Origin of the sequence: Burkholderia sp. TSV86 (assembly GCF_001522865.1) — a bacterium.
Taxonomy (GTDB): domain Bacteria; phylum Pseudomonadota; class Gammaproteobacteria; order Burkholderiales; family Burkholderiaceae; genus Burkholderia.
In genome coordinates, this window is the sequence record NZ_LOWB01000098.1 from 82,928 (window position 1) to 104,738 (window position 21,811).

Sequence of the window (21,811 nt, forward strand, 5' to 3'; positions counted from 1 at the left end):
AATCATCATCAGGCGCGCGCCACGGAGACGGAAACGCTTAGTCGTTCTTCGTCTTGACGACTTTCTTGCCGCGATAGTAGCCGTTCGGGCTGATGTGGTGACGCAGATGCACTTCACCCGTGCTCGGCTCGACGGCAAGCGGCGCAGCCGTCAGGAAATCGTGCGAACGGTGCATGCCGCGCTTGGACGGCGACTTCTTGTTTTGCTGAACTGCCATGACTAACTCCTAAAAATTTTCCGGATTCTAACACAGCCCGATCCGGCGCTTCACTACCCCGGCCCTGCGGCCTCACGCCTTCCCGCGCCCCAACTAATGCGTATTGCCGCCATCCTTTTTCAGCGCCCCGAGCGCCGCAAAAGGGTTCGGCCGGCCACTTTCACCCGCCGCGGTTTCGTCGGGCGCATCGTCGCCTGCATCGGCCGCGGGACCGCTCGCGCCCGATGCGAGGCTTTCGTGTACCGCCGGACAGACTTCGTGCTTCGGCACGATCGGCAGTGAAAGCAGCAACTCCTCTTCGATCAAGTCGACAAGATCGAACTGGCGCGAGCCGACGATCACATCCACTTCATCGTCATCAAGCGGAAACTCGTCCGCCTCTTCTTCCGTCTCGACGATCCGGTACACGACGTCGATATCGAATGCCTGCCGGTACGGCGTCAGGCAGCGCTGACACTCGAGCCACGCGGCGCCGTGCAGCGCGAGCCGCAAATAAGGCTGCGGTCCTTCGCTGCCGTCGTCCTGCAGTTCGGGCTGCGTCGAACCTTCCGCCTGCCAGGTGAATGCGGCGTCGCGCTCTGGCGCGTCCGCCGGCACTTCGTTTAACATGCGCGGCAACTGCGAGAGCTGCACCGCACCCGCGGCCTGCCGAGCGCTACGCGCGAATTCAAACAGATCGATCGCATGCGGATCGAGCGAAACCGCAGGCTTGCCTGAAGATGGATTCATGAGCGCTCCCCTGCCGTATCTATCCGTATCATCGGTATCGGCCCGTTAGCGGACCGCAGCCAGTAAGCTGAGCGGCCGGCGCGACGGCTTGGCTTTCTCCCGGCAACCGCGCCGTGTCCGCCGCCGGATTTCCGCACGGCGCCCGGAACAGCACGACCGGATATTCTCACGAGACCGCTGCCAATGAAAAGCGCAAGAGCATACCCGTTTTACCTTTTCGAGTCAAATACTTAAGACCTCGCCACACATACTGTCGCATCTCGCCCACGGCGGCGCCCTACGCCACCCGATCCCTAGAATCGATACCCAAGTCACCATCATGCCGGATAACGCTTGCCGCCCGCCGCGGCTGATTCTCGCCTCCAGCTCCCGCTACCGGCGAGCGCTCCTTGAACGCCTGCGCGTGCCGTTCGACGTCGTCACGCCCGACGTCGACGAAACGCCGCGCCCGCACGAGACGCCATCCGCGACCGCCTTGCGGCTCGCCGCCGACAAGGCGCGCGCCGCCGCTGAACGCATCGCCGCCGACAGCCGCCTCGGCCCTGCCGACCAAACCGGCTTCGACGGCGTGCTCGTCATCGGCTCCGACCAGGTCGCGACCTTCGACGGACTGCAAATCGGCAAACCCGGCTCGCATGCACACGCGCTCGCGCAACTGCAGGCGATGCGCGGCCGCGAAGTCGAATTCCATAGCGCGCTCTGCCTGTACGACAGCCGCTGCGGCACGCTGCAAACCGACGACATCGTGACGCGCGTGCGCTTCCGGGCGCTATCCGACATGGAACTCGACGCCTATTTGCACGCCGAGACGCCTTACGACGTGGCAGGCAGCGCGAAATCGGAAGGTCTCGGCATCGCGCTGCTCGACGCGATCGACTCCGACGACCCGACCGCGCTTGTCGGCCTGCCGCTCATCGCGCTCACGCGAATGCTGCGCACGGCCGGCTACCCGCTTTTCGGCACGCAGGCTCAGGCCACAACGGGAGACGCCACGCAATGACGGCCGGCACGCTTTACCTGATTCCGAACACGCTCGGCGAGAGCGACGCCGCACTGCTCGCGGCCGTGCTGCCCGCCGCGGTGCAAACACGGGCGGCATCGCTTCGCTACTACATCGGCGAAAACGCGAAAACGACCCGCGCTTTCCTGAAGAAAATCGGCACCGAACAGCCGATCCAGGAAATCGAGATTCGCGAGTTGAACGTGAAGACGCCCGCCGGCGCGATCGACGGATTGCTTGCGCCGATCATCGCCGGAGCCGATGCAGGACTCGTGTCGGAAGCCGGCTGCCCAGCGGTCGCGGACCCCGGCGCGCTGCTCGTGCGGCGCGCGCACGAGCGCGGCGTGAAAGTCGTACCGATGGTCGGACCAAGCTCGATTCTGCTCGCGCTGATGGCATCCGGGCTGAACGGGCAAAGTTTCGCGTTTCACGGCTATCTGCCAGTCGATGCCGCCGCGCGCACGAAGCGGCTGCGCGAACTCGAACAGCAGTCGCGCAAGGCAAACCAGACGCAGATTTTCATCGAAACGCCATATCGCAATCAGCCGATGCTCGATGCGCTCGTCGAAACTTGCGCGCCGTCGACGCTCGTGTGCGTCGCGGCCGATCTGACGCTGCCGACCGAAACGATCGTGAGCCGCCCGGCCGGCGGATGGAAAAAGGCGCCTGTGCCGGATCTGCACAAGCGCCCTGCGATTTTTCTGCTGCTGGCGAATTGAGCGGCCGAGCCGGAGGGCGCGGCGCGCCGGCAGACGCCGGCACGCCGCCATGCCTCAGCGCAGCTTCAACTCGCTGCCGATGGCCGCCGCCTTCATCGCCGCCGAGCCGAGCGCCGCGCCGAACCGACGCGCGACGCGATCGCTCAGGCTTTCCTTGACCGTATAGTCGACGAGATCGGGCGCCTTCAGCAGATCGCGCGCGACGCTGTCGGTCGTGCCAAAGCCGTCGGCAAGGCCGAGCTCGATGCTCTTCGCGCCCGTCCAGAAAAGCCCAGAGAAGAGATCGGGCGTCTCGTGCAGACGCGCGCCGCGGCCGTCCTTCACCGCCTTGATGAACTGCGCATGGATTTCGTCGAGCATCTGCTGCGCATGTGCGTTCATCTTCGGCGTTTCGGGCGAGAACGGATCGAAGAAGCCCTTGTTCTCTCCCGACGTATGCATCCGCCGCTCGACGCCGAGCTTGTCCATCAGCCCGGTAAAGCCGAAGCCCTCCATCAGCACGCCGATCGAGCCGACGACGCTCGCTTTGTCGACGAAGATCTTGTCGGCCGCCGACGCGATGTAATATCCGCCGGACGCGCAAATATCCGTGACGACGACATAAAGGGGCTTATCGGGATACTTCTTGCGCAGCCGGCGGATCTCGTCATAGACGATGCCCGCCTGCACCGGGCTGCCGCCCGGGCTGTTGATGCGCAGCACGACGCCCGCAGTGCCGCTGTCCTCGAACGCCTGATCGAGCGCCGTGTTGATGTCCTCCGCATTCGCATTCGTGCCGGCCGCGATTTCGCCATCGATCGTCACGAGCGCAGTATGGCGGCCGCTCGCGAGCTTCGCGCCCTCGCCGGCGAATTTGACGAGCCCGACGACGAACGCGACGAGCAGGAACAAGAACAGGAACCGGAAGAAAATCTTCCAACGGCGTGCGGCGCGCTGCTCGTGGATGGCCGCGAGCGCAATGCGCTCGAGCGCCGCGCGCTCCCAGCCCGGCTCCCGGGCAGCGGCATTCGACGCGGACGGCGTGGGTGAATCGGGTGGAGTAATGTGATCGGCCATGTATCGTTATCTGAAATCAGGAAGAAGCCGGACGCAGGTCGCCGTCGGGCTGCCAGAACACCGCGCGGCCGTCGGGCGTATCCCGCTCGTCGACTTTGACGGAGCGCAGCCGCGCGCCGCGGCACGGGCCACCGACGCACTGCCCCGTGTCCGGTGCATAAATCGCGCCATGCGTCGCGCACATCAAGTATAAGCCGGACGACTCGAAGAACTGCCCTTCGACCCAGTCGAGCTCCATCGGAACGTGCGCACAGCGGTTTAGATAACCATACGCGTGGCCGCCGTAGCGAACGAAGAACACGACGGCGGGCTCGCCGCGCAACGTGGCGTCGATCCGCACGCCGCGGCCGCCGTCGACGAGCGCGTCGGACGCGCATACGCGCAGCGCAAGCGCGCCGTCAGCGTCATCGCTCATGCGTGCTCCCGCAACCAGCCCGCGAGTGCGCCGACGTCAGGCGCGATGAAGCGCGGCGACAACGCTGCAAGCGCGTCGGCCGAATGCGCGCCGTATGCGACGCCGACTCCCGCCGCCCCCGCGCTCGCAGCCATTTGCAGATCGTGCGTCGTGTCGCCGATCATCAGTGTACGCGCCAAATCCTGCCCTAATTCACGCGTCAGTTCGTGCAGCATCGCCGGATGCGGCTTCGAGAACGTCTCGTCCGCGCAGCGCGTGCCGTCGAACAGGCTCATGAGCTTGGCGTCGGCGAGCGCGCGGTTCAGACCGACGCGCCCCTTGCCCGTGGCCACCGCCAACAAATAGCCGGCTTCGCGCAACTCGTCGAGTAACTCCCGCACGCCCGCGAACAGTTCGGTGCGCTGGTCCTGCAGCAAATAGTGAAAGCGGTAGCGCTCCGCGAGACGCGGATAGTCCGCGGGATCGAGGCTCGGCGCGGTCACGGCGAGCGCGTCGCGCAAGCCGAGCCCGATCACGTAGCGGGAGGACTCGTCGGACGGCGCAGGCAAGCCGAGATCGCGGCAGGCCGCCTGGATACAGCGCGCAATGTGCGCGGTCGAATCCATCAGCGTGCCGTCCCAGTCGAAGACGATCAGGTCAAATTGCTGTCGAGCCATGCATGTCGCGCGTATCGCGCAGGTCAGTGAGTTGGCCGAGAAAGCGTCGGCAATCGGCGGGCAGTGGCGCGTCGAACTGCAGCGGCTCGCCCGTCAGCGGATGCGTGAGGCACAACCGGTGCGCATGCAGGAACATCCGCTTGAGCGAGGGCACCGCGCTCGCACGCGCCAGCGCCTTGTTCAGCGCGAAATCGCCATACTTCGCATCGCCGACGATCGGCAAGCCCAGATGAGCGAGATGCACACGAATCTGATGGGTCCGGCCCGTTTTGAGTTCCGCCTCCAGCAATACGTAGCCTGGCCAGCGCTCGACAAGATTGAACACCGTGTGCGACGGCAGCCCGTCATCCTGGACGCGCACACGCCGCTCGCCGTCCGGCGTCGAATATTTGAACAGCGGCGCCTTCACCGCGCGGCGGCGCCCCCAGTCGGGCACCCATTGGCCGTGCGCGCACGCGAAATAGCGCTTGTCCATCCGGTTGTCGCGAATCTGCTCGTGCAGCCCGACGAGCGCCGAGCGTTTTTTCGCAAGCATCAGAATGCCCGACGTTTCGCGATCGAGCCGGTGCGCGAGTTCGAGAAACTTCGCGTGCGGCCGCGCGCGGCGCATCTGCTCGATCACGCCGAACGCGACGCCGCTGCCGCCGTGCACGGCGACGCCCGCCGGTTTGTTCAGCGCGATGATCGCATCGTCCTCGAACAGAATGTCGAATTCGGCGGCGGGCACCTCCGCCGCGCGCGCGGGATCGGCCGCCGCGACGCGCACGGGCGGCACGCGCACGACGTCGCCGTAAGCGAGCCGGTACTGCGCGTCGACCCGGCCCTTATTCACGCGCACTTCGCCGCTGCGCAAGATCCGGTAGATATGACTCTTCGGCACGCCCTTGCATACGCGCAGCAGAAAATTGTCGATCCGCTGACCGGCCGTGTTTTCGTCGATTTCGACAAGCGAAACCTGGCCGCTTGCTACCGGATTTTGGGAAATTTTGCCTAGCTCATTCATACTGAATATAATTTTGCACAGCTTTCCGCAGCGAAACGACCTGATCGGCTGTTTCGGGCGGGCTGCACGAGGCGCAAGCGCAAACTGCTATTTTACTTGCGCCCGGGGCGCGCTGCTCGCCCTCATGAGTGAAACAAGCAGCAAGTTGCACGCACGGCACCCCGCTCAGGCAGGGATCGCGCCCACAGGCGGATTCGGTCCGAGCCGTGCCGCGGTAACGGAATGTTGGACAAAAAGAATTTGATTGGAAGCTGCGGCGCGGCGCATCTCAGGCACGGCACGGCTTCCTGTTGCGAATAGAACGGCGTGCGCCCGATGTGGTCCCGCAAGAAGCGCGGGACTTGGCGACGTCAAACCAAGGAAGAACACCCCAGACGGGAAAGTCGGGCTGGATTCGATACTCCCCGCTGCGGCCGAACCGCCGCACCTGCCGCCCTCCAGCGCCGCGCGCACCTTGCGCCGCGCCCGCGGCAGTGCCCGGTCGGAGCTCGGCGCGCCGTCAAGGCGTGCGGAGTGTCGACGCCGTGTGCTTTGAAGCCGTGTTCGCAGGTGCCCATTGGCCGAAGCCCGTCGTTCGGGCTCGCGCCTATCCAGGCCATTTTCCCGCCCTCATTCCCGCTCCAGCGTGCTTGTGACAACACAATAATGCGCGGCTTGCCGTCGCCTGCGTCGCTTGGCTCAAGGCCCTGGACGTCGGCGGTCGAGCCGCTGGAGTCGTTCAATGAAACGCATGCTGTTCAACGCAACGCAGCAGGAAGAACTGCGCGTCGCCATCGTCGATGGGCAAAAGCTCATCGACATCGACATCGAAACCGCCGGACGCGAACAGCGTAAAGGCAATATCTACAAAGGCGTCGTCACCCGCATCGAGCCGTCGCTCGAAGCGTGCTTCGTCAACTACGGCGAAGACCGCCACGGCTTCCTGCCGTTCAAGGAAGTCGCCCGTCAGTACTTCAAGGACGGCGTCGACATGCGCTCGGCGCGCATCCAGGACGCGCTGCGCGAGGGCCAGGAGCTGATCGTCCAGGTCGAGAAGGAGGAGCGCGGCAACAAGGGCGCGGCGCTCACCACGTTCATCTCGCTCGCCGGCCGCTATCTCGTGCTGATGCCGAACAACCCGCGCGGCGGCGGCGTATCGCGCCGGATCGAGGGCGACGAGCGCCAGGAACTGCGCGAAACGATGGCGCAGCTCGAAATCCCCGACGGCATGAGCATGATCGCCCGCACCGCGGGAATCGGCCGCAGCGCCGAGGAACTGCAATGGGATTTGAACTACCTGCTGCAGCTCTGGCGCGCGATCGAGGCCGCGTCGCAAAGCGGCCGCGCCGGCGAGCCGATGCTGATCTATCTTGAATCGAGCCTCGTGATCCGCGCGATCCGGGACTATTTCCAGCCGGATATCGGCGAGATCCTGATCGACACGACCGACATCTACGATCAAGCCCGCGCGTTCATGGACATCGTGATGCCCGACAATGTCGGCAAAGTGAAGCGCTATCACGATGACGTCCCCCTCTTCTCCCGCTTCCAGATCGAGCACCAGATCGAGACCGCGTACTCGCGCACGGTACCGCTGCCGTCGGGCGGCGCGATCGTGATCGACCACACCGAGGCGCTCGTCGCGATCGACGTGAACTCGGCGCGCGCGACCAAAGGCGCGGACATCGAGGAAACCGCAACCCGCACGAACCTCGAGGCGGCCGACGAAGTCGCGCGCCAGCTACGGCTGCGCGACCTGGGCGGCCTGATCGTGATCGATTTCATCGACATGGAATCGGCCAAGAGCCAGCGCGAGGTCGAGCAGCGCCTGAAGGACGCGCTGAAGCACGACCGCGCGCGCGTGCAGATGGGCAAGATCTCGCGTTTCGGCCTGATGGAGCTTTCGCGGCAGCGGCTGCGCCCGGCGCTGTCCGAGGGCAGTCATGTCACCTGCCCGCGCTGTAACGGCACGGGCCATATCCGCGATACCGAATCGTCCGCGCTGCAAGTGCTGCGGATCATTCAGGAAGAAGCGATGAAGGAAAACACCGCGGCGATCCACTGCCAGGTGCCCGTCGAGGTGACCGCGTTCCTGCTCAACGAAAAGCGTCAGGAAATCAACAAGATCGAGTCGCGCTTCAAGGTCGGCGTCGTGTTGATTCCGAACAAGCATCTCGATACGCCGCACTACAAGCTCGAGCGCCTGCGCCACGATGATGCGCGCCTGGACGATCCGCGCGCGTCGTGGAAGATGGCCGAGGAAGCGGCCCGCGAACTCGAGGCGGAAACCGGCTACAGCAAGCGCGCCGAAGAAGTGAAACCGCGCCAGGAAGCCGCCGTCAAGGGCATTACGCCGGAGCGGCCGGCGCCCAGCCCGGCGCCGCAGCGTCAGCAGCAGCCCGTGCAGCAACCCGCGCCCGTGGCCACCGCGCCGGCGGGCGGCGGCTTCGTCAAATGGCTGAAGAGCCTGTTCGGCGTCCAGCCGCAACCGGCCGCAGCCCCCGCTGCCGCACCGGCCGCCCAGGAACCGGCGGCGCGTCCGGCGCGCGAGCGTGGCGAACGCGGCGAGAAGGCGGAGCGCGGCGGCGAGCGTAACCGCAACCGCCGCGGCAACGGCAACGGCGCGCAACAGACGAGCGGCCGCGAGCAGACTTCCGCGGGCGCGCGTGGCCAGTCGCCACGCGCCGAGCGCGAGGGTAAGGACAACCGCGAGCCGCGGGAAAACCGTGAGGGTCGTGAAAATCGCGATGCACGCGAGCGCGACACGCGCGAAGGCCGTGAAGCACGCGAAAGCCGTGAGAGCCGCGGCAGCCGTGACCAGCGCGAAGGCCGCGAGCCGCGCGAAACTCGCGAGCCGCGTGAACAACGCGAGCCGCGCGAGCGAGTCGAAGCGCTCGACGGCGAGCCGGCTGCGCGCGGCGAGCGTCGCGAACGGGGCGAACGCCGTAAGCCAGTCCAGCACGTCGCCACGCTCGAAACAGTCAATCGCGGCGAAAGCACGCATGCGGAGCCGGCCGAAAAAGCCGAGCCGTTGCCCGGCGCGGACATCGGCATCGACGCCGATACGCTCGCGCGTGACGGCGACGAGCGCCGCCGCCGCCGCCGCGGCCGCCGTGGCGGCCGCCGCGAGCGCGACGACGAAACCGCAATCGGCGCGGCACAACCGGCCCAAGCCGACGAACACGTGACGGCCCAAGCACCGGCCCCGGTCGCGCAAACGCCGCAGCAGGCGGCGCCGGATACCGGCCGCGAAGCGCATCACGTTACGCAAGCGGAAGTCGTGGCGAGTGTCACGGCAGTAGCAGCGGCAACGGCCACCGTCGCGCACGCCGCTCACGACGTCGGCAATGCGAAGGCAGAACCGCTCGCGGCAACCGCAGACGTGCCTGCCGCTCATGACGTGCAGCCGGCGGCGCTCCCGCCGGCGCGAGCCGTCGAAACCGCAGTCGATGCCACGCCTGCTGCGCCTGTCGCCCCCGTTGTGCCTGCCGCGCCCGTTGCATCTGTCGCGCCCGCGGCGCCGGCCGAGGCTGTCGCAGCGCCTGCTGACGCGGGCGTCACGCCGGCTCCGGCCGGCAGCGCGGCCGCAGAAACCGTATCGGCTCCGAGCGAAAGCGTCCGGACGGAAGACGCCGCACCGGCCGTCGCCGCGCAAGCGCACACGCCTGCCGCGCACGCGGCAGAGGCCGCGATTGAACCGGCGTGCGCCGTGGCCGAGGAGCCGACTTCGGCCGTCGCGGAACTGCCGCCTGCGAGCGTCGCCGCCGCGCCGATCGATGCGAACGTCGCTCACGTCCCGCAGGACGCTCCGGCACCCGCCGCCGTGGTGGCCGACATGCCGGCAGCACCTGCTGCTGCCGCCGCCGCGCAGCCAGTCAATGCGCAAGCCGCGAGCGCGTCGGATCTCGGCTCGGTACTGGCGGCCGCCGGGCTCGTCTGGGTCAACACCGACACGGACAAGCTGCGCGCCGCGCAAGCCGCTGCCGCGCATGTCGCGCAGCCGATCCGTGTGCCGCGCGAGCGCAAGTCGTTGCCGCCGGTCGACACGACGCCGATGCAGCAAATCGAGACGACGCACCGCTGATCCAGCCGCGTCCGCCATCCGGACCGCCTTTCGAGACGGCCCGGATGGCCAGCGAACCCCAGCAAACCCCACGTTCCGAAAAACGTGGGGTTTTGTTTTTTTCATCCCCAGCCACAAGAACGGCCAAGGCTCAAACAGCCGGATGAGCCACGCACGAAGGCAAGCGATGCTGCGCTGCGGCATGCCGACCGTGCGCCGGATGCGCCACCCTTGCTTGCGTCTGTGCTGCGTTTTCGCGGATTCCCCTGTCCGGTTCCGCCCGCCACTTCCGGCTAAAATGGAAGCCCGGCCCTTCCCGCGACGCCCATGCCCCGACGCTTCATTCCCGTGACCCCGATCAGCGCGCCGCCCGCCCCATTCGACGCGCCGCTCGCGCCGACCGGCATGCTGCGCGATGCGCTCGCGCGGCCGCTGCGCGACTTGCGCATCTCCGTCACGGATCGCTGCAATTTCCGGTGCGTGTACTGCATGCCGCGCGCCGTGTTCGGCAGCGACTATCCGTTCCTGCCGCACGACGCGCTGCTCAGGTTCGAGGAGATCGAACGTCTCGCACGGATTTTCGTCGCGCATGGCGTCGAAAAAATCCGCATCACCGGCGGCGAACCGTTGTTGCGCAAGAACATCGAATTCCTGATCGAGCGGCTCGCGCGGCTCGAAACCGTGAGCGCCCGCCCGCTCGATCTGACGCTGACGACCAACGGCTCGCTCCTCACCCGCAAGGCGCAAAGCCTGAAGGATGCGGGGCTCACGCGCGTGAGCGTGAGTCTCGACGCGCTCGACGAATCGCTTTTCAAACGCATGAACGACGCCGACTTCGCAAGCGCCGACGTCCTCGACGGCATCTTCGCCGCGCAAGCCGCCGGACTGGAGCCGGTCAAGGTCAACATGGTCGTCAAGCGCGGCACGAACGACGCGGAAATCGTGCCGATGGCGCGCCGCTTCAAAGGCACGGGCGTCGTGCTGCGTTTCATCGAATATATGGACGTCGGCATGTCGAACGGCTGGAACCTGACCGAAGTGCTGCCGTCCGCCGACGTGGTCGCGCGCATCGCCGAGCACTTCCCGGTCGTGCCGCTCGAACGGCACACGCCGTCCGAAACCGCGCAACGCTGGAGCTATACGGACGGCGGCGGCGAGATCGGCGTGATCTCGAGCGTCACGCGGGCATTCTGCGACGATTGCACGCGTGCGCGCCTGTCGACGGAGGGCAAGCTGTATCTGTGCTTGTTCGCGTCGTCCGGTCACGATCTGCGCAGCCTCATGCGCGGCGGCGCGAGCGACGGTCAACTCGCCGCCGCGGTCTCCCGCATCTGGCGCGCGCGCACCGACCGCTACTCGCAATTGCGCGGCAGTGCGCCGGCGAGCGGCCACGACAACGCTGACGCAAAACGCGTCGAAATGTCCTATATCGGCGGCTAGGCCGGCCGCTCACCGCCAACCATGACCGGCCCGCATCCGTCCACCGCCGTCACCGGCCTGCTGCTCGCGGGCGGCCGGGGCATGAGAATGGGCGGCCTCGACAAAGGGCTGCAGCCGCTGCACGGCGAGCCGCTCGCGCTGCACGTGCTGCGCCGGCTCGCGCCGCAGGTCGATTCGCTCGTCATCAGCGCAAATCGTCATCTCGGCGCCTATGCGGCGCTCGGCGCGCCATTTCATGCGCGCATCGTCGCGGATATGCCCATCGCAAGCGAGCTTGGCGCGCCACCCTGCCGCGCGAACGGGCAGACAACGGATGCGCGGAGGGTCCATCCTTGCGCGGCGCAACCGGATACCGGCAACGCCTTTGCGGAACACGCCACCATCGCCACCGCAGCCGGACATGCGGATGCCGGCGCCGCCGATGCGCGCGCGGCCGGCGCGGCACGCTCGCCCGCCTCGAACCCGCGCCGCGTGACACGCCCGACGCCTGCGAATACGCATCGCGCGGACGCCGGTGCCGCCCGCATCCACGCGACGCCCAGCGACGCTGATCCCCCCGCCGCCGGCAGCAGCGGCGAATTCGCCGGTCCGCTCGCCGGCCTCCTCGCCGGGATGCGGATGGCCAGCACGCCGCGCGTGCTGTGCGTGCCGTGCGATTCGCCGCTGCTGCCCGCCGACCTTGCCGCCCGGCTTACGGCCGCGCTCGACGCACAGCACGCGGACATCGCATTCGCGACGACCCTCGACGCAAGCGGCGGCACCGCGCCTCACCCCGTGTTCGCGCTCATGAACACCGCGCTCGCCGACGATCTGCACGCATGCCTTGCCGCGGGCCAACGCCGGGTGCGCGCGTGGTACGCACGCCACAAGACGATCGAAGTGCCATTTGACGACGAGCGAGCGTTTTACAATGCAAATTCTTTGCGGGACCTGGCCGACCTCGAGCGCGCTTGACGGACAGCGCATCGTTTCCGCCCGCCGCATCCGTCCCGCATGCATCGAAAAAGCGGTGCCCGGCGCCCCGGATACGAACCCAATAATTCGCCGCCTGACGGCGCCACGTCACTCATGACCACGCAGACCATACCGCCCTCCACCGCATCGCCGAAGCTCGCCGCCGCGCTGAGCGTCGACGATGCGCGCGCGCTGGCGCTGCGTTTCGTTTCGCCGGTCATGCAAGCCGAGCCTGTCGCGCTGCGCGATGCGCTGGGCCGCGTACTCGCGGAAGACGTCGTGTCGCCGTTCAACATTCCCGCATACGACAACGCCGCGATGGACGGCTACGCATTCGACGGTGCGGCGCTCGACGCGCCGGCTGCCGGCGGCGTGCTCGCGCTCACGGTCGCCGGCCACGCGCTCGCCGGCCATCCGTTCGATGGCGCGCGTATCGCGCCCGGCGCGTGCGTGCGAATCATGACCGGCGCGCCGATGCCAGACGGCTGTGACACCGTGATTACGCAGGAAAAAGCCGAAACGGCTGGCGACGTGGTGCGCTTTGCCGCATCAGCCGTCGTGCGCGGCGCCAATTGCCGGCGCGCGGGCGAGGATCTGGCGCGCGGCGCCAGCGCGCTCGCCGCGGGCCGCATCGTGCGCGCGACCGATCTCGGCCTGCTCGCATCGCTCGGCCTCACCGAAGTCGTGGTACGCCGCCGGGTGCGCGTGGCGTTCTTTTCAACCGGCGACGAACTCCATCCGCCCGGCGAGCCGCTGCCCGCCGGCGGCCTCTACGACAGCAATCGCGCAACGCTGTTCGGCATGCTGACGCGCATCGGCGCCGATACGCTCGATCTCGGCATCGTCCGCGATGATCCCGGCGCGCTCGAAGACACGCTGCGCCGTGGCGCCGCGCATGCCGACGCGGTGATCACATCGGGCGGCGTGTCGGTCGGCGACGCGGACTTCACCCGCGCGCTGCTCGGCAAGCTCGGCGACGTCACGTTCGCCCACGTCGCGATGCGCCCCGGCCGCCCGCTTGCATGCGGGCGCATCTGGCCGGCCGAGCGCGGCGCACGCTCTGCGCTGTTCTTCGGGCTTCCCGGCAATCCGGTCGCGGTCGTCGCGACGTTTCACGCGATCGTGCGCGATGCGCTGCTCGCGATGATGGGCGCCGAGCCGCACCCCGAACACCGCTATCCGGCTGTCTGCACGGCGCCACTCGCGAAGCGCGCGGGCCGCACCGAATATCTGCGCGGCCACGCGGTGCGCGACGCGAGCGGCGTCTGGCGCGTCGCGCCCGCTGGCTCGCAAAGTTCAGCATCGCTCAAGAGCCTGAGCGACGCAAACTGCTTCATCGTGCTCGCGGCCGATGCCGCCGATGTCGACGCCGGTGCAACGGTCGACATCCTGCCGTTCGACGGCACCCTCTGAATTCGTTCTCAGCATTTCCACGGGGCAACTCGCATATGAAAAAACAAATCTCATCGATCGCGCCGGGGCAGACCGCGAAAGCACTGATCCTCGTCTATCTGACGTTCAGCGTGCCGATCGTGCTGCTCGGCATTCTCGTCGCATTCGTTCGCTATGGCGCGGTCGAATTGAGCACGATCTTCAGCGCGCTGCTGCTGAATGCGATTCTCGGCTTCGTGTTGCTGTGGATCGCGTGTCACGCATACAACTGGGTTGCGTCGCGTTTCGGCGGCATCGAGATCGTGCTGTCGGACGCGCCGGAAGAAGCGTAAGCACCGTGCGCGGGCCAGCCGACATTCGCACGCCGGCACGCGCCGACGCGCCGGCGATACGCCTACCGCTGCGCGAATTCGCGGCACGCCGAAAGCGTGCCGCACGACTGCGTGCCGACCGAAGCCGGTCTCGCGAGGCGCTGTTTGGCGCACGGCCGTCTGCCGAAGCGCTCGCGGCGCGCGAGCGCATACCGCACGCCGCCAAGCCGGCCACCGGCGCTAAACCGGCCCGGCCAGCGAAAAGAAAGCGGGGCGCACGCAGCGCCCCGTTTTTCATTCGGCCACGCCGGGGCGACGTATCTTGCCCCGCGCATCACCCGCATCAGCTCTCGTCCGCTTCCACGCCGTCGCTGCCCAGCAAACCGTTCGAAACATCGCCCGGCAACGCCTCGACCTGCTTGAGCTTGCGGTTCATCACACGCGTGCGCTGCTCGGCCGCCTCGATCGAGCGCGTGACCGACTCGAGCTGTGACTTGGTCCGCGCGAGCACGTCGCCGAACTTGCCGAACTCGGTCTTCACCGCGCCGAGCACCTGCCAGACTTCGCTCGAACGCTTCTCGATCGCCAGCGTGCGGAAGCCCATCTGCAGGCTGTTGAGCAGCGCGGTCAACGTCGTCGGCCCGGCGACGGTCACCCGGTAATCGCGTTGCAGCAGATCGGTGAGCCCGGGGCGGCGCAGAATTTCCGCACAGAGCCCTTCGGTCGGCAGGAACAGCAGCGCGAAATCGGTCGTGTGCGGCGGCGCGACGTATTTCTCCGCAATCGTGCGCGCTTCGGCGCGCACCCGTGCTTCGAGCGCGCGCGCGGCTTCGTCGACGGCCGCCGTATCCGCGCGTTCCTGCGCGTCGATCAGGCGCTCGTAATCCTCGCGCGGAAATTTCGCGTCGATCGGCAGCCATACCGGCTGCGCGTCGCTGCCCGCGCCCGCATCGGAGCGCCCAGGCAGCCGGATCGCGAACTCGACGCGCTCGTTGCTCTTCGGCACCGTCGCGACGTTCTTCGCGTACTGGTCGGGCGTCAGCATCTGCTCGAGCAATGCCTCGAGCTGCACTTCGCCCCAGGTGCCGCGCGTCTTCACGTTCGTCAGCACCTTCTTCAGATCGCCGACGCCCGCGGCAAGCGTTTGCATCTCGCCGAGCCCGCGATGCACCTGTTCGAGCCGGTCGGACACGAGCTTGAACGATTCGCCGAGGCGTTGCTCGAGCGTCGCATGCAGTTTCTCGTCGACCGTGCGGCGCATCTCGTCGAGCTTCGCGGCGTTGTTTGCTTCGATTTCCTTCAAGCGCGTCTCGAGCGTTGCTCGCACCTCGCCGAGACGGCGATCGTTCGCGTCGCTCAGATGCTTCAGTTGCTGATTGAGCGTGTCGCCGAACGCCTTGAGCGCGACGCCTTGCTCTTCGCGCGCGAGCTGAGACTGGCGCGCGAGCGCATCGCGCATCGCGTCGAACTGCTGCGCATTGCCAGCGACGAGCTTCGCGAGCTGCTGTGCGAATCCGTCGATCTGATTGTTCTGCACGGTCGCAACGCTCGTGAGCTGCGCGGCAAGCGTCTGCTGCAATTGCGAAAAACTGCCGGACAGCTCGGTGCGCGAGCCGCGCGCGCTGTCGGCGATCTGCGCGCGCAGTTCGCGCTCGACACGCTCGAACGCGTGCGCATGCTGGTCGTTCGCATCGTCGATCTGCTCGACGAGCCGGGCAAGATCGTCGCCGCGGGCCGCGCCGCGCGACGACGCGAACAGCACGACGAGCGAGACCACGAGCGCCGCCGCCAACACAACGACGACGGCAAGCCACAATGTATCGGTCATAGAAAAAACACCCAGGTCGTCAGCAGGAAGATCGGCACGAGAATCGCGCACGACCAGCCGAGATAGGCGAAGAAGCTCGGCATCCGAATCCCGCGCGATTCCGCGATCGCCTTCACCATGAAGTTCGGCGCGTTGCCGATATAGCTGTTCGCGCCCATGAACACCGCGCCCGCGGAGATCGCCGCGAGCGTCGTCGCGCCCGCCGTCATCAGCGTCTGCGCGTCGCCGCCGGCGAGATTGAAGAACACGAGATAAGTCGGCGCGTTATCGAGAAACGACGACAACAGGCCCGTCGCCCAGAAGTACATCGCGTCGACCGGTTTGCCGTCGGTGCCCGTCACGAGATGGACGATCGGCGCGAACACGCCGTCGGCGCCCGCGCGCAGGATCAGGATCACCGGCGCGATCGTCACGAAGATACCCGCGAACAGCTTCGCAACCTCCTCGATCGGCGCCCAATTGAACGCGTTGCCTTCGCGCGCCGAGCGCGGCGTGGCGGCGAGCGACACGAGCGCGACGGCGGCGAGCGCGACGTCGCGCACCGCGTTTTGCAGCGCGACGTGCGCGCCGAACACGTCGAACGTGACCCCCGGTTTCCAAAGGCCGCTCATCAACACAAGCGCGATCACCGCGCCAAGCAGCACGAAATTCAGCTTGCCTTCGATCGAGATGCCGTGCGAATCCGGCGTCGGATCGAGAAACGGATTGTTTTCCTCGCCGCCCTTGCGGTAGTAGTACGTATCGAGCACGTAGAAAAGCGCGAGCAGGATGCCGCAGATGAACAGCATCGGCAGCGCGAGATGCGCGGTCGTCCAGAAGAAATCGACACCGTTCAGGAAGCCGAGGAAAAGCGGCGGATCGCCGAGCGGCGACAGCGAGCCGCCCGCGTTCGCGACGAGAAAGATAAAGAACACCACCACATGCACGACGTGCTTGCGGTTGTCGTTCGCGCGCAGAAGCGGCCGGATCAGCAGCATCGCGGCGCCCGTCGTCCCCATCACGCTCGCGAGCACGGTGCCGAGCGCGAGAATGCCGGTATTGAGCTTCGGCGTGCCGTGCAAATTACCGCGCACGCAGATGCCGCCCGCGACCGTGTAGAGCGAGCCCAGCAGCACGATGAACGGAATGTATTCGTCGAACAGCGCGTGCACCAGCGTGCCGAGCGCGGCGCCCGCGCCGAATGTCGCGGCGAACGGGATCAGAAACGCAATCGCCCACGCCGCGGCGATCTTGCCGAAATGGTGATGCCAGAACACGGGCGCGATCAGCGGAAACAGCGCGATCGACAACAGGATGCCGGCGAACGGAATCGCCCAGAACGCGGAAAGCGTGGCTGCGTCGAGCGTGGCGGCCGATGCGGGCGCGGCGGTCGCGCCGAGCATGCCTGCCAGCGTCATGCCCGCCCAGGCGGCATGTCGTTTCATGTCAAGTCCTCTTGAAGTGCGAATGGATAACGCAGCCGCCGCGATACATCGTGCGGCGATCGCGAGTCACGCGCCGCGCCCGGCGCTCGCGTAAGCGAGCGACAGCCTAAGCGCGCCGGACCCGATCGGCCGCCCGATACCGCTGGAGCGAGACGACGGCTGCCTCTGAAGTTCGCCGCACACGCGCCGCGGCAAACGAACGCAATGGACGGGCCGCGGCACGCATGCCGCGCACCGCCGCGACGGCGTAGGCAACCGCATCGAGCCGCGACGCTCGATCGACGAGATGGTCGACCGGATCACCGCCGGGGACGGCGCGTGGCGTAGCGGGCCGCACATGCGCAGGCCGCGCGGCACACTGCGCGACGAAGCGTGCACGGATGAGGCAACGGGCAGCCGATGTGCGGTGCGACGCGCCGCATGACGATGACCTTCGATACCCGCCCGATTATAACGGCCGATCCCGCGCGAACAGGCTCGCGCCCGCGCGCGAAACCAACCGGAATGCGTTCGTGCGGCACGCCTTCGTGCGCCGCGTCACGCTAATTTCCCCCGCCTTCGTCACTCGGCGGTGCGATCCCGAACACTTGGCGCAGATAGGCAAGATACGCTTTGTCGTCGCACATGTTCTTGCCCGGCGAGTCGGACAGTTTCGCGACCGGCTGGCCATTGCAGCGCACCATCTTGATGACGATCTGCAGCGGGTTGTAGCCGAGATCGTTCGTCAGGTTCGTGCCGACGCCGAATGCGAGCTTGCAGCGGCCGCGGAACCGTTCGTACAGCTGCATGACTTTCGGAATATCGAGCGCGTCGGAAAACACCAGCACCTTCGTGCGCGGATCGCAGCGGTTCGCCTCGTAATGCCGGATGAGCCGCTCTCCCCAATCGAACGGGTCGCCCGAATCGTGGCGCGCGCCGTCGAAGAGCTTGCAAAAGTACATATCGAAGTCGCGCAGAAACGCGTCCATCCCGTAGACGTCCGACAGCGCGATCCCCAGATCGCCGCGATACTCCTTCGCCCACATCTCGAAGCCGTAGATCTGCGAATCGCGCAGCCGCGGGCCCAGCGCCTGGCACGCCTGTAGATACTCGTGCGCCATCGTGCCGAGCGGCGTGAGCCCGTGCTTCATCGCGTAATAGACGTTGCTCGTGCCGGCGAACTGCGGACCGAGCCCGTTGCGCAACGTGAGCGCGACCTCCTCGTGCCAGACCTTCGAGAAGCGCCGGCGCGTGCCGTAGTCGGCGATCTTGCAGTCGGCAAACTCAGGCTTCGCGCCGAGCCGCTTGATCTTCTCGCGCAGCCGCTCGCGCCCTTCGCGGTAATCCGGCTCGCGCTGCGTGTTGCGAAAGTAGACTTCGTTGACGATCGCGAGCACCGGAATCTCGAACAGGATCGTATGCAGCCAGGGCCCGCGAATCTCGATGTCGATTTCGCCATTGCCCTTCGGCGAGGGCGACACGTCGATGTACTTCTCGTTCAAATGGAAAAGCTCGAGAAAATCGACGAAATCGCTCTTCACGAAACGCAGCCGGCGCAGATAGTCAAGTTCGGGCTGCGTGAAGCGCAATCGGCACAGCGCGCGGATCTCGTCGCGAATCTCGTCGGCATAGGGCACGAGGTCCGCGCCCGGCGTGCGGCATTTGAACCGGTATTCGACAATCGCCGCTGGGAAATGATGCAGGACGACCTGCATCATCGTGAACTTGTACAGATCGGTATCGAGCAGCGAAGTGATGATCATGTGTCGAGGCGGCCAAAATCGGGACAAGATTCGCACGCGGGCGCGCAGCGCGCCCGCCTTCCCGTTCAATGTTACCCGAATGCGCGCCGCAGCCTCTGCGGCGCGCGCCGATCCGCCATAAACTAATCACGAAACGGTATAAGCCGGAACGGACGGTGCGCGATGCGGGTTTGACGCATCAGTTACAATGCCGGTTTTGGCGCGCCGCGCCTTCCCCCGTACATATAGATACCCCGCCGCAGGAGCGTTTTGAATGACCCACGTTGTGACCGAAGCGTGCATCAAGTGCAAATACACGGATTGCGTCGATGTGTGCCCCGTGGACTGTTTCCGTGAAGGTCCGAATTTTCTCGCGATCGATCCGGACGAGTGCATCGACTGCGCGGTGTGCGTCGCCGAATGCCCGACCAATGCGATCTATGCGGAAGAGGACGTGCCCGGCGACCAGCAAAAGTTCACTCAGTTGAACGCCGAACTCGCGAAGCTCTGGCCGTCGATCACGAAAACGAAGCCTGCCCCCGCCGACGCCGACGAGTGGAAAGACGTCCAGGATAAGCTGCACCTGCTCGAACGCTGATCGCACGCGTGCCGATCCGGTACCGGTTTGCGGCGCCGATGTGTAAAAACGATCGTCAAAGTATTGACACAGGTGTAGTTAGCCAATAGAATCTCGTCTCTCTGCTGTTTGTTCCCCGATAGCTCAGTCGGTAGAGCGCCGGACTGTTAATCCGTAGGTCCCTGGTTCGAGCCCAGGTCGGGGAGCCAAGAATTGCAAAGGCCCGTGCAAGCGGGCTTTTTCATGGTCGCCTCGTCTTCCTGCTGTTGCAGGCGTGAGCGTCAAACATGCCGAACCGTTTTATTCCCCGATAGCTCAGTCGGTAGAGCGCCGGACTGTTAATCCGTAGGTCCCTGGTTCGAGCCCAGGTCGGGGAGCCAAACATAGAAGGCCCGTCGTGCGCGACGGGCCTTTTGCTTTTCCGCGCTTTTGTCCCGCCGCACACCTTCGCGCCGGCGGCAGCATGCTAGAGTCGTGCTCTCTTCTCGTCACGTCCCTGGTTCGCCGCCGATGAAAAACCGCTATTTCGCCGTTATCTGCACCTGCGCCGCCCTCTTCTCGCTCAACGCTCCGGCCGCGCGCGGCGAGGAAGTCGCAAGCGTCAACACTAACTTCCGCCTGACCGGCTCCGATCGCGTCGTGGTCGAAGCATACGACGATCCGCTCGTCGCAGGCGTCACGTGCTACGTGTCGCGCGCGCGCACGGGCGGCATCAAGGGCAGCCTCGGCCTTGCCGAAGATCCGACCGAAACGTCGATCGCATGCCGGCAAGTCGGCCCGATCAAGTTCAGCGAGCCGCTCAGGCAGCAAACCGACGTGTTCAGCGAGCGGATGTCGCTGATCTTCAAGACGCTGCACGTCGTGCGTGTCGTCGACAAGAAGCGCAACACGCTTGTCTATCTGACCTACAGCGACCGGATCGCCACCGGCAGCCCGAAAAACAGCGTGACCGCCGTGCCGGTGCCCGCCGACACGCCGATCCCTGCCAGGTAAGCGCGCGATTCGCGAAAGCCTGGCCGTGACGCACGCCGGGCGCCCGCATGAACAAGTGCGCTATTGGCGTACACCGCTGCTGCCGGACGCGGATTTCGTCACGGCCGCTTACCGCGATCACGCGTTCGCGCCGCATTGGCACGATGCCTACACGGTTCCCGTCATCGAGGCGGGCGCCGAGCGTTACCTGTATCGCGGCATGGCCTACGTTGCCGAAACCGGCTCGATTCCGATCGTCAATCCCGGCGAAGTCCATACCGACTCGCGCGCGACAGACGACGGCTGGCGCTACCGCGTCGGTTACGTGCCCGTCGGGTTCCTTCTCGCGCTCGCCGAGGAAATTGCCGGCAAGCCGCAGCCTGCGCCGTGGTTCAAGCTCGACATCATCCGCGATCCGGATCTCGCCGCGCGGCTCGTCGCCGCTTACCGGCTGATGGAAGCAGACAGCGCGGCGGCGCACGCCATGCCGCCGCGCAACACGCTTGCGCTCGGCCCCGGCGATGGCGGCGATGGCGGCGATGGCGGCGATGGCGGTCGTGGCGGTCGTGGCGGCATTGACGGCATTGACGGCAGGCAATTTTGCGCACGTAACGGCGTAAGAAACGGCATAGGAAACGACGCCGGAGACGAAACCGGCGCCGCGCCGGCTTCCCGCATCGCGAAGAGCCGTATGGCCGAGCATGGCCTCCCGCCGCCCTTCGATCCGCTCGCTGCCCATACCGCGATGCTCGACGCATTCTCGACGCTGATCGCGCGCCACGCCGGCAACCGCGGCGCGCCGCGCACCGTCACGGCAGACACGCGCGCGTCGAAGCGATGCGCGCGTGTCTGGCTGCCGACCTATCCGAAACCGTGACGCTCGACGACGTTGCGCAAGCCGCCGGACTCTCGCCATTCCATGCGGCGCGGCTCTTCGCACGCGTAACCGGCATGCCGCCCCACGCATGGCGCACCCAATTGCGCCTGCAGCGCGCGCTCGCCCCGCTGCGCGCCGGCGCGAGCGTTGCCGATGTCGCCGCTGCGTGCGGCTTCTTCGATCAAAGCCATTTCACCCGCCATTTCAAGCGCATGTTCGGCTGCCGCCCGGGCACTGGCAACCTTCGTCATCACGCCAAGCCGCCGGGCGCGCCGGCTGAGCAAGAACGTACAGGCGCGCGTGCGCTGCGCTGTCTATCCTCCCGTGCAGGAGGAGATCGCCCGTTGCCACAATTCGGCCTACCCCAAGCCCATCCAGCTCATCGGCCACGCGCCGGCCGCTCGTGGCGATCGTGCTCGGGCTCGCGGTGTTCTTCTGCTGGCAGGCAATCGTGACGCCGCACGGATGAATGCCCGGC

Annotated in this window: 19 protein-coding genes, 2 tRNA genes and 2 pseudogenes; 14 read left to right on the forward strand and 9 right to left on the reverse strand. The window is 66.5% G+C overall.

Annotated elements, in window-relative coordinates:
- Nucleotides 1-37: 37 nt before the first annotated feature.
- On the reverse strand, nucleotides 38-217 hold the full coding sequence (gene rpmF / locus WS68_RS16755) for a 50S ribosomal protein L32 (RefSeq protein WP_006401275.1): 180 nt from the start codon (nucleotides 215-217) through the stop codon (nucleotides 38-40).
- Nucleotides 218-310: 93 nt separating this feature from the next.
- The gene (locus tag WS68_RS16760; protein WP_059571865.1) at nucleotides 311-946 is read right to left on the reverse strand and encodes a DUF177 domain-containing protein; all 636 of its coding nucleotides are present in this window, start codon (nucleotides 944-946) and stop codon (nucleotides 311-313) included.
- Between the two features lie 319 nt (nucleotides 947-1,265).
- Here WS68_RS16760 and WS68_RS16765 point away from each other — a divergent pair, with 319 nt between their 5' ends.
- Together WS68_RS16765 and WS68_RS16770 are read left to right on the forward strand one after the other, a co-directional pair.
- The gene (locus tag WS68_RS16765; RefSeq protein WP_059571866.1) at nucleotides 1,266-1,946 is read left to right on the forward strand and encodes a Maf-like protein; all 681 of its coding nucleotides are present in this window, start codon (nucleotides 1,266-1,268) and stop codon (nucleotides 1,944-1,946) included.
- Nucleotides 1,943-2,665 (forward strand): SAM-dependent methyltransferase, encoded by a 723-nt coding sequence (locus tag WS68_RS16770; RefSeq protein WP_059571867.1) that lies wholly within the window; start codon nucleotides 1,943-1,945, stop codon nucleotides 2,663-2,665. Before WS68_RS16765 ends, WS68_RS16770 begins: the two co-directional genes overlap by 4 nt.
- A gap of 54 nt (nucleotides 2,666-2,719) precedes the next feature.
- Here WS68_RS16770 and WS68_RS16775 read toward each other — a convergent pair whose 3' ends face one another.
- The 4 genes from WS68_RS16775 to WS68_RS16790 are packed head-to-tail and all read right to left on the reverse strand — an operon-like array spanning nucleotide 2,720 to nucleotide 5,795.
- Nucleotides 2,720-3,721: a S49 family peptidase gene (locus tag WS68_RS16775; RefSeq protein WP_059571868.1), complete on the reverse strand. Its 1,002-nt coding sequence runs from the start codon at nucleotides 3,719-3,721 to the stop codon at nucleotides 2,720-2,722.
- Nucleotides 3,722-3,737: 16 nt separating this feature from the next.
- On the reverse strand, nucleotides 3,738-4,136 hold the full coding sequence (locus tag WS68_RS16780) for a Rieske (2Fe-2S) protein (RefSeq protein ID WP_059571869.1): 399 nt from the start codon (nucleotides 4,134-4,136) through the stop codon (nucleotides 3,738-3,740).
- The gene (locus tag WS68_RS16785) at nucleotides 4,133-4,792 is read right to left on the reverse strand and encodes an HAD-IA family hydrolase (protein ID WP_059571870.1); all 660 of its coding nucleotides are present in this window, start codon (nucleotides 4,790-4,792) and stop codon (nucleotides 4,133-4,135) included. Before WS68_RS16785 ends, WS68_RS16780 begins: the two co-directional genes overlap by 4 nt.
- Nucleotides 4,773-5,795 carry an RluA family pseudouridine synthase gene (locus WS68_RS16790; protein ID WP_059571871.1) on the reverse strand — a complete coding sequence of 341 codons (1,023 nt, stop codon included), beginning with the start codon at nucleotides 5,793-5,795 and terminating at the stop codon, nucleotides 4,773-4,775. The genes WS68_RS16785 and WS68_RS16790 overlap by 20 nt, the downstream gene beginning before the upstream one ends.
- 721 nt (nucleotides 5,796-6,516) lie before the next feature.
- On the opposite strand from WS68_RS16790, the gene WS68_RS16795 reads away from it, so the two are divergent.
- The 6 genes and pseudogenes from WS68_RS16795 to WS68_RS16820 all read left to right on the forward strand — a co-directional run bounded on the left by WS68_RS16795 (nucleotide 6,517) and on the right by WS68_RS16820 (nucleotide 13,955).
- Entirely contained in the window at nucleotides 6,517-9,858 is a 3,342-nt protein-coding gene (locus tag WS68_RS16795; protein WP_059571872.1) for an Rne/Rng family ribonuclease, read from the forward strand.
- 306 nt (nucleotides 9,859-10,164) lie between these two features.
- The gene (gene moaA / locus WS68_RS16800; RefSeq protein WP_059571873.1) at nucleotides 10,165-11,277 is read left to right on the forward strand and encodes a GTP 3',8-cyclase MoaA; all 1,113 of its coding nucleotides are present in this window, start codon (nucleotides 10,165-10,167) and stop codon (nucleotides 11,275-11,277) included.
- An 81-nt stretch (nucleotides 11,278-11,358) separates the two neighbouring features.
- A pseudogene (locus tag WS68_RS16805) lies at nucleotides 11,359-11,532 on the forward strand (NTP transferase domain-containing protein); the annotation flags it as partial.
- A 321-nt stretch (nucleotides 11,533-11,853) separates the two neighbouring features.
- Nucleotides 11,854-12,231, forward strand: a pseudogene (locus WS68_RS16810) (NTP transferase domain-containing protein); the annotation flags it as partial.
- Nucleotides 12,232-12,345: 114 nt separating this feature from the next.
- Nucleotides 12,346-13,644 carry a molybdopterin molybdotransferase MoeA gene (gene moeA / locus WS68_RS16815; protein WP_059571874.1) on the forward strand — a complete coding sequence of 433 codons (1,299 nt, stop codon included), beginning with the start codon at nucleotides 12,346-12,348 and terminating at the stop codon, nucleotides 13,642-13,644.
- A 35-nt stretch (nucleotides 13,645-13,679) separates the two neighbouring features.
- The gene (locus WS68_RS16820) at nucleotides 13,680-13,955 is read left to right on the forward strand and encodes a hypothetical protein (RefSeq protein ID WP_059519152.1); all 276 of its coding nucleotides are present in this window, start codon (nucleotides 13,680-13,682) and stop codon (nucleotides 13,953-13,955) included.
- Nucleotides 13,956-14,277: 322 nt separating this feature from the next.
- Here the strand turns inward: WS68_RS16820 and rmuC are convergent, their stop codons facing one another.
- The 3 genes from rmuC to pncB form a co-directional block, all read right to left on the reverse strand.
- Nucleotides 14,278-15,762, reverse strand: a complete 1,485-nt coding sequence (rmuC, locus tag WS68_RS16830) for a DNA recombination protein RmuC (protein ID WP_059571876.1) — start codon at nucleotides 15,760-15,762, stop codon at nucleotides 14,278-14,280.
- Nucleotides 15,759-17,186 (reverse strand): sodium:proton antiporter, encoded by a 1,428-nt coding sequence (locus WS68_RS16835; RefSeq protein WP_059571877.1) that lies wholly within the window; start codon nucleotides 17,184-17,186, stop codon nucleotides 15,759-15,761. The genes rmuC and WS68_RS16835 overlap by 4 nt, the downstream gene beginning before the upstream one ends.
- A 542-nt stretch (nucleotides 17,187-17,728) precedes the next feature.
- On the reverse strand, nucleotides 17,729-18,928 hold the full coding sequence (pncB, locus tag WS68_RS16845) for a nicotinate phosphoribosyltransferase (protein ID WP_059571879.1): 1,200 nt from the start codon (nucleotides 18,926-18,928) through the stop codon (nucleotides 17,729-17,731).
- Between the two features lie 253 nt (nucleotides 18,929-19,181).
- On the opposite strand from pncB, the gene fdxA reads away from it, so the two are divergent.
- The 6 genes from fdxA (at nucleotide 19,182) to WS68_RS29010 (ending at nucleotide 21,788) form a co-directional block, all read left to right on the forward strand.
- Nucleotides 19,182-19,505 (forward strand): ferredoxin FdxA, encoded by a 324-nt coding sequence (gene fdxA / locus WS68_RS16850; protein ID WP_059519138.1) that lies wholly within the window; start codon nucleotides 19,182-19,184, stop codon nucleotides 19,503-19,505.
- Nucleotides 19,506-19,617: 112 nt separating this feature from the next.
- A tRNA-Asn gene (locus WS68_RS16855) sits at nucleotides 19,618-19,693 on the forward strand.
- A 95-nt stretch (nucleotides 19,694-19,788) separates the two neighbouring features.
- Nucleotides 19,789-19,864, forward strand: a tRNA-Asn gene (locus WS68_RS16860).
- A 130-nt stretch (nucleotides 19,865-19,994) separates the two neighbouring features.
- Nucleotides 19,995-20,477 carry a CreA family protein gene (locus tag WS68_RS16865; protein WP_059571880.1) on the forward strand — a complete coding sequence of 161 codons (483 nt, stop codon included), beginning with the start codon at nucleotides 19,995-19,997 and terminating at the stop codon, nucleotides 20,475-20,477.
- Between the two features lie 55 nt (nucleotides 20,478-20,532).
- Entirely contained in the window at nucleotides 20,533-21,333 is an 801-nt protein-coding gene (locus tag WS68_RS16870; RefSeq protein ID WP_231753043.1) for an AraC family ligand binding domain-containing protein, read from the forward strand.
- Nucleotides 21,294-21,788 (forward strand): helix-turn-helix transcriptional regulator, encoded by a 495-nt coding sequence (locus WS68_RS29010; RefSeq protein ID WP_231753044.1) that lies wholly within the window; start codon nucleotides 21,294-21,296, stop codon nucleotides 21,786-21,788. Before WS68_RS16870 ends, WS68_RS29010 begins: the two co-directional genes overlap by 40 nt.
- Nucleotides 21,789-21,811: the final 23 nt, after the last annotated feature.

Excerpts from the sequence above, each read along its gene's own strand:
- rpmF (WP_006401275.1), bottom strand. The coding sequence starts at position 217 with ATGGCAGTTCAGCAAAACAAGAAGTCGCCGTCCAAGCGCGGCATGCAC.
- WS68_RS16760 (WP_059571865.1), bottom strand. The coding sequence starts at position 946 with ATGAATCCATCTTCAGGCAAGCCTGCGGTTTCGCTCGATCCGCATGCG.
- WS68_RS16765 (WP_059571866.1), top strand. The coding sequence starts at position 1,266 with ATGCCGGATAACGCTTGCCGCCCGCCGCGGCTGATTCTCGCCTCCAGC.
- WS68_RS16770 (WP_059571867.1), top strand. The coding sequence starts at position 1,943 with ATGACGGCCGGCACGCTTTACCTGATTCCGAACACGCTCGGCGAGAGC.
- WS68_RS16775 (WP_059571868.1), bottom strand. The coding sequence starts at position 3,721 with ATGGCCGATCACATTACTCCACCCGATTCACCCACGCCGTCCGCGTCG.
- WS68_RS16780 (WP_059571869.1), bottom strand. The coding sequence starts at position 4,136 with ATGAGCGATGACGCTGACGGCGCGCTTGCGCTGCGCGTATGCGCGTCC.
- WS68_RS16785 (WP_059571870.1), bottom strand. The coding sequence starts at position 4,792 with ATGGCTCGACAGCAATTTGACCTGATCGTCTTCGACTGGGACGGCACG.
- WS68_RS16790 (WP_059571871.1), bottom strand. The coding sequence starts at position 5,795 with ATGAATGAGCTAGGCAAAATTTCCCAAAATCCGGTAGCAAGCGGCCAG.
- WS68_RS16795 (WP_059571872.1), top strand. The coding sequence starts at position 6,517 with ATGAAACGCATGCTGTTCAACGCAACGCAGCAGGAAGAACTGCGCGTC.
- moaA (WP_059571873.1), top strand. The coding sequence starts at position 10,165 with ATGCCCCGACGCTTCATTCCCGTGACCCCGATCAGCGCGCCGCCCGCC.
- moeA (WP_059571874.1), top strand. The coding sequence starts at position 12,346 with ATGACCACGCAGACCATACCGCCCTCCACCGCATCGCCGAAGCTCGCC.
- WS68_RS16820 (WP_059519152.1), top strand. The coding sequence starts at position 13,680 with ATGAAAAAACAAATCTCATCGATCGCGCCGGGGCAGACCGCGAAAGCA.
- rmuC (WP_059571876.1), bottom strand. The coding sequence starts at position 15,762 with ATGACCGATACATTGTGGCTTGCCGTCGTCGTTGTGTTGGCGGCGGCG.
- WS68_RS16835 (WP_059571877.1), bottom strand. The coding sequence starts at position 17,186 with ATGAAACGACATGCCGCCTGGGCGGGCATGACGCTGGCAGGCATGCTC.
- pncB (WP_059571879.1), bottom strand. The coding sequence starts at position 18,928 with ATGATCATCACTTCGCTGCTCGATACCGATCTGTACAAGTTCACGATG.
- fdxA (WP_059519138.1), top strand. The coding sequence starts at position 19,182 with ATGACCCACGTTGTGACCGAAGCGTGCATCAAGTGCAAATACACGGAT.
- WS68_RS16865 (WP_059571880.1), top strand. The coding sequence starts at position 19,995 with ATGAAAAACCGCTATTTCGCCGTTATCTGCACCTGCGCCGCCCTCTTC.
- WS68_RS29010 (WP_231753044.1), top strand. The coding sequence starts at position 21,294 with ATGCGCGCGTGTCTGGCTGCCGACCTATCCGAAACCGTGACGCTCGAC.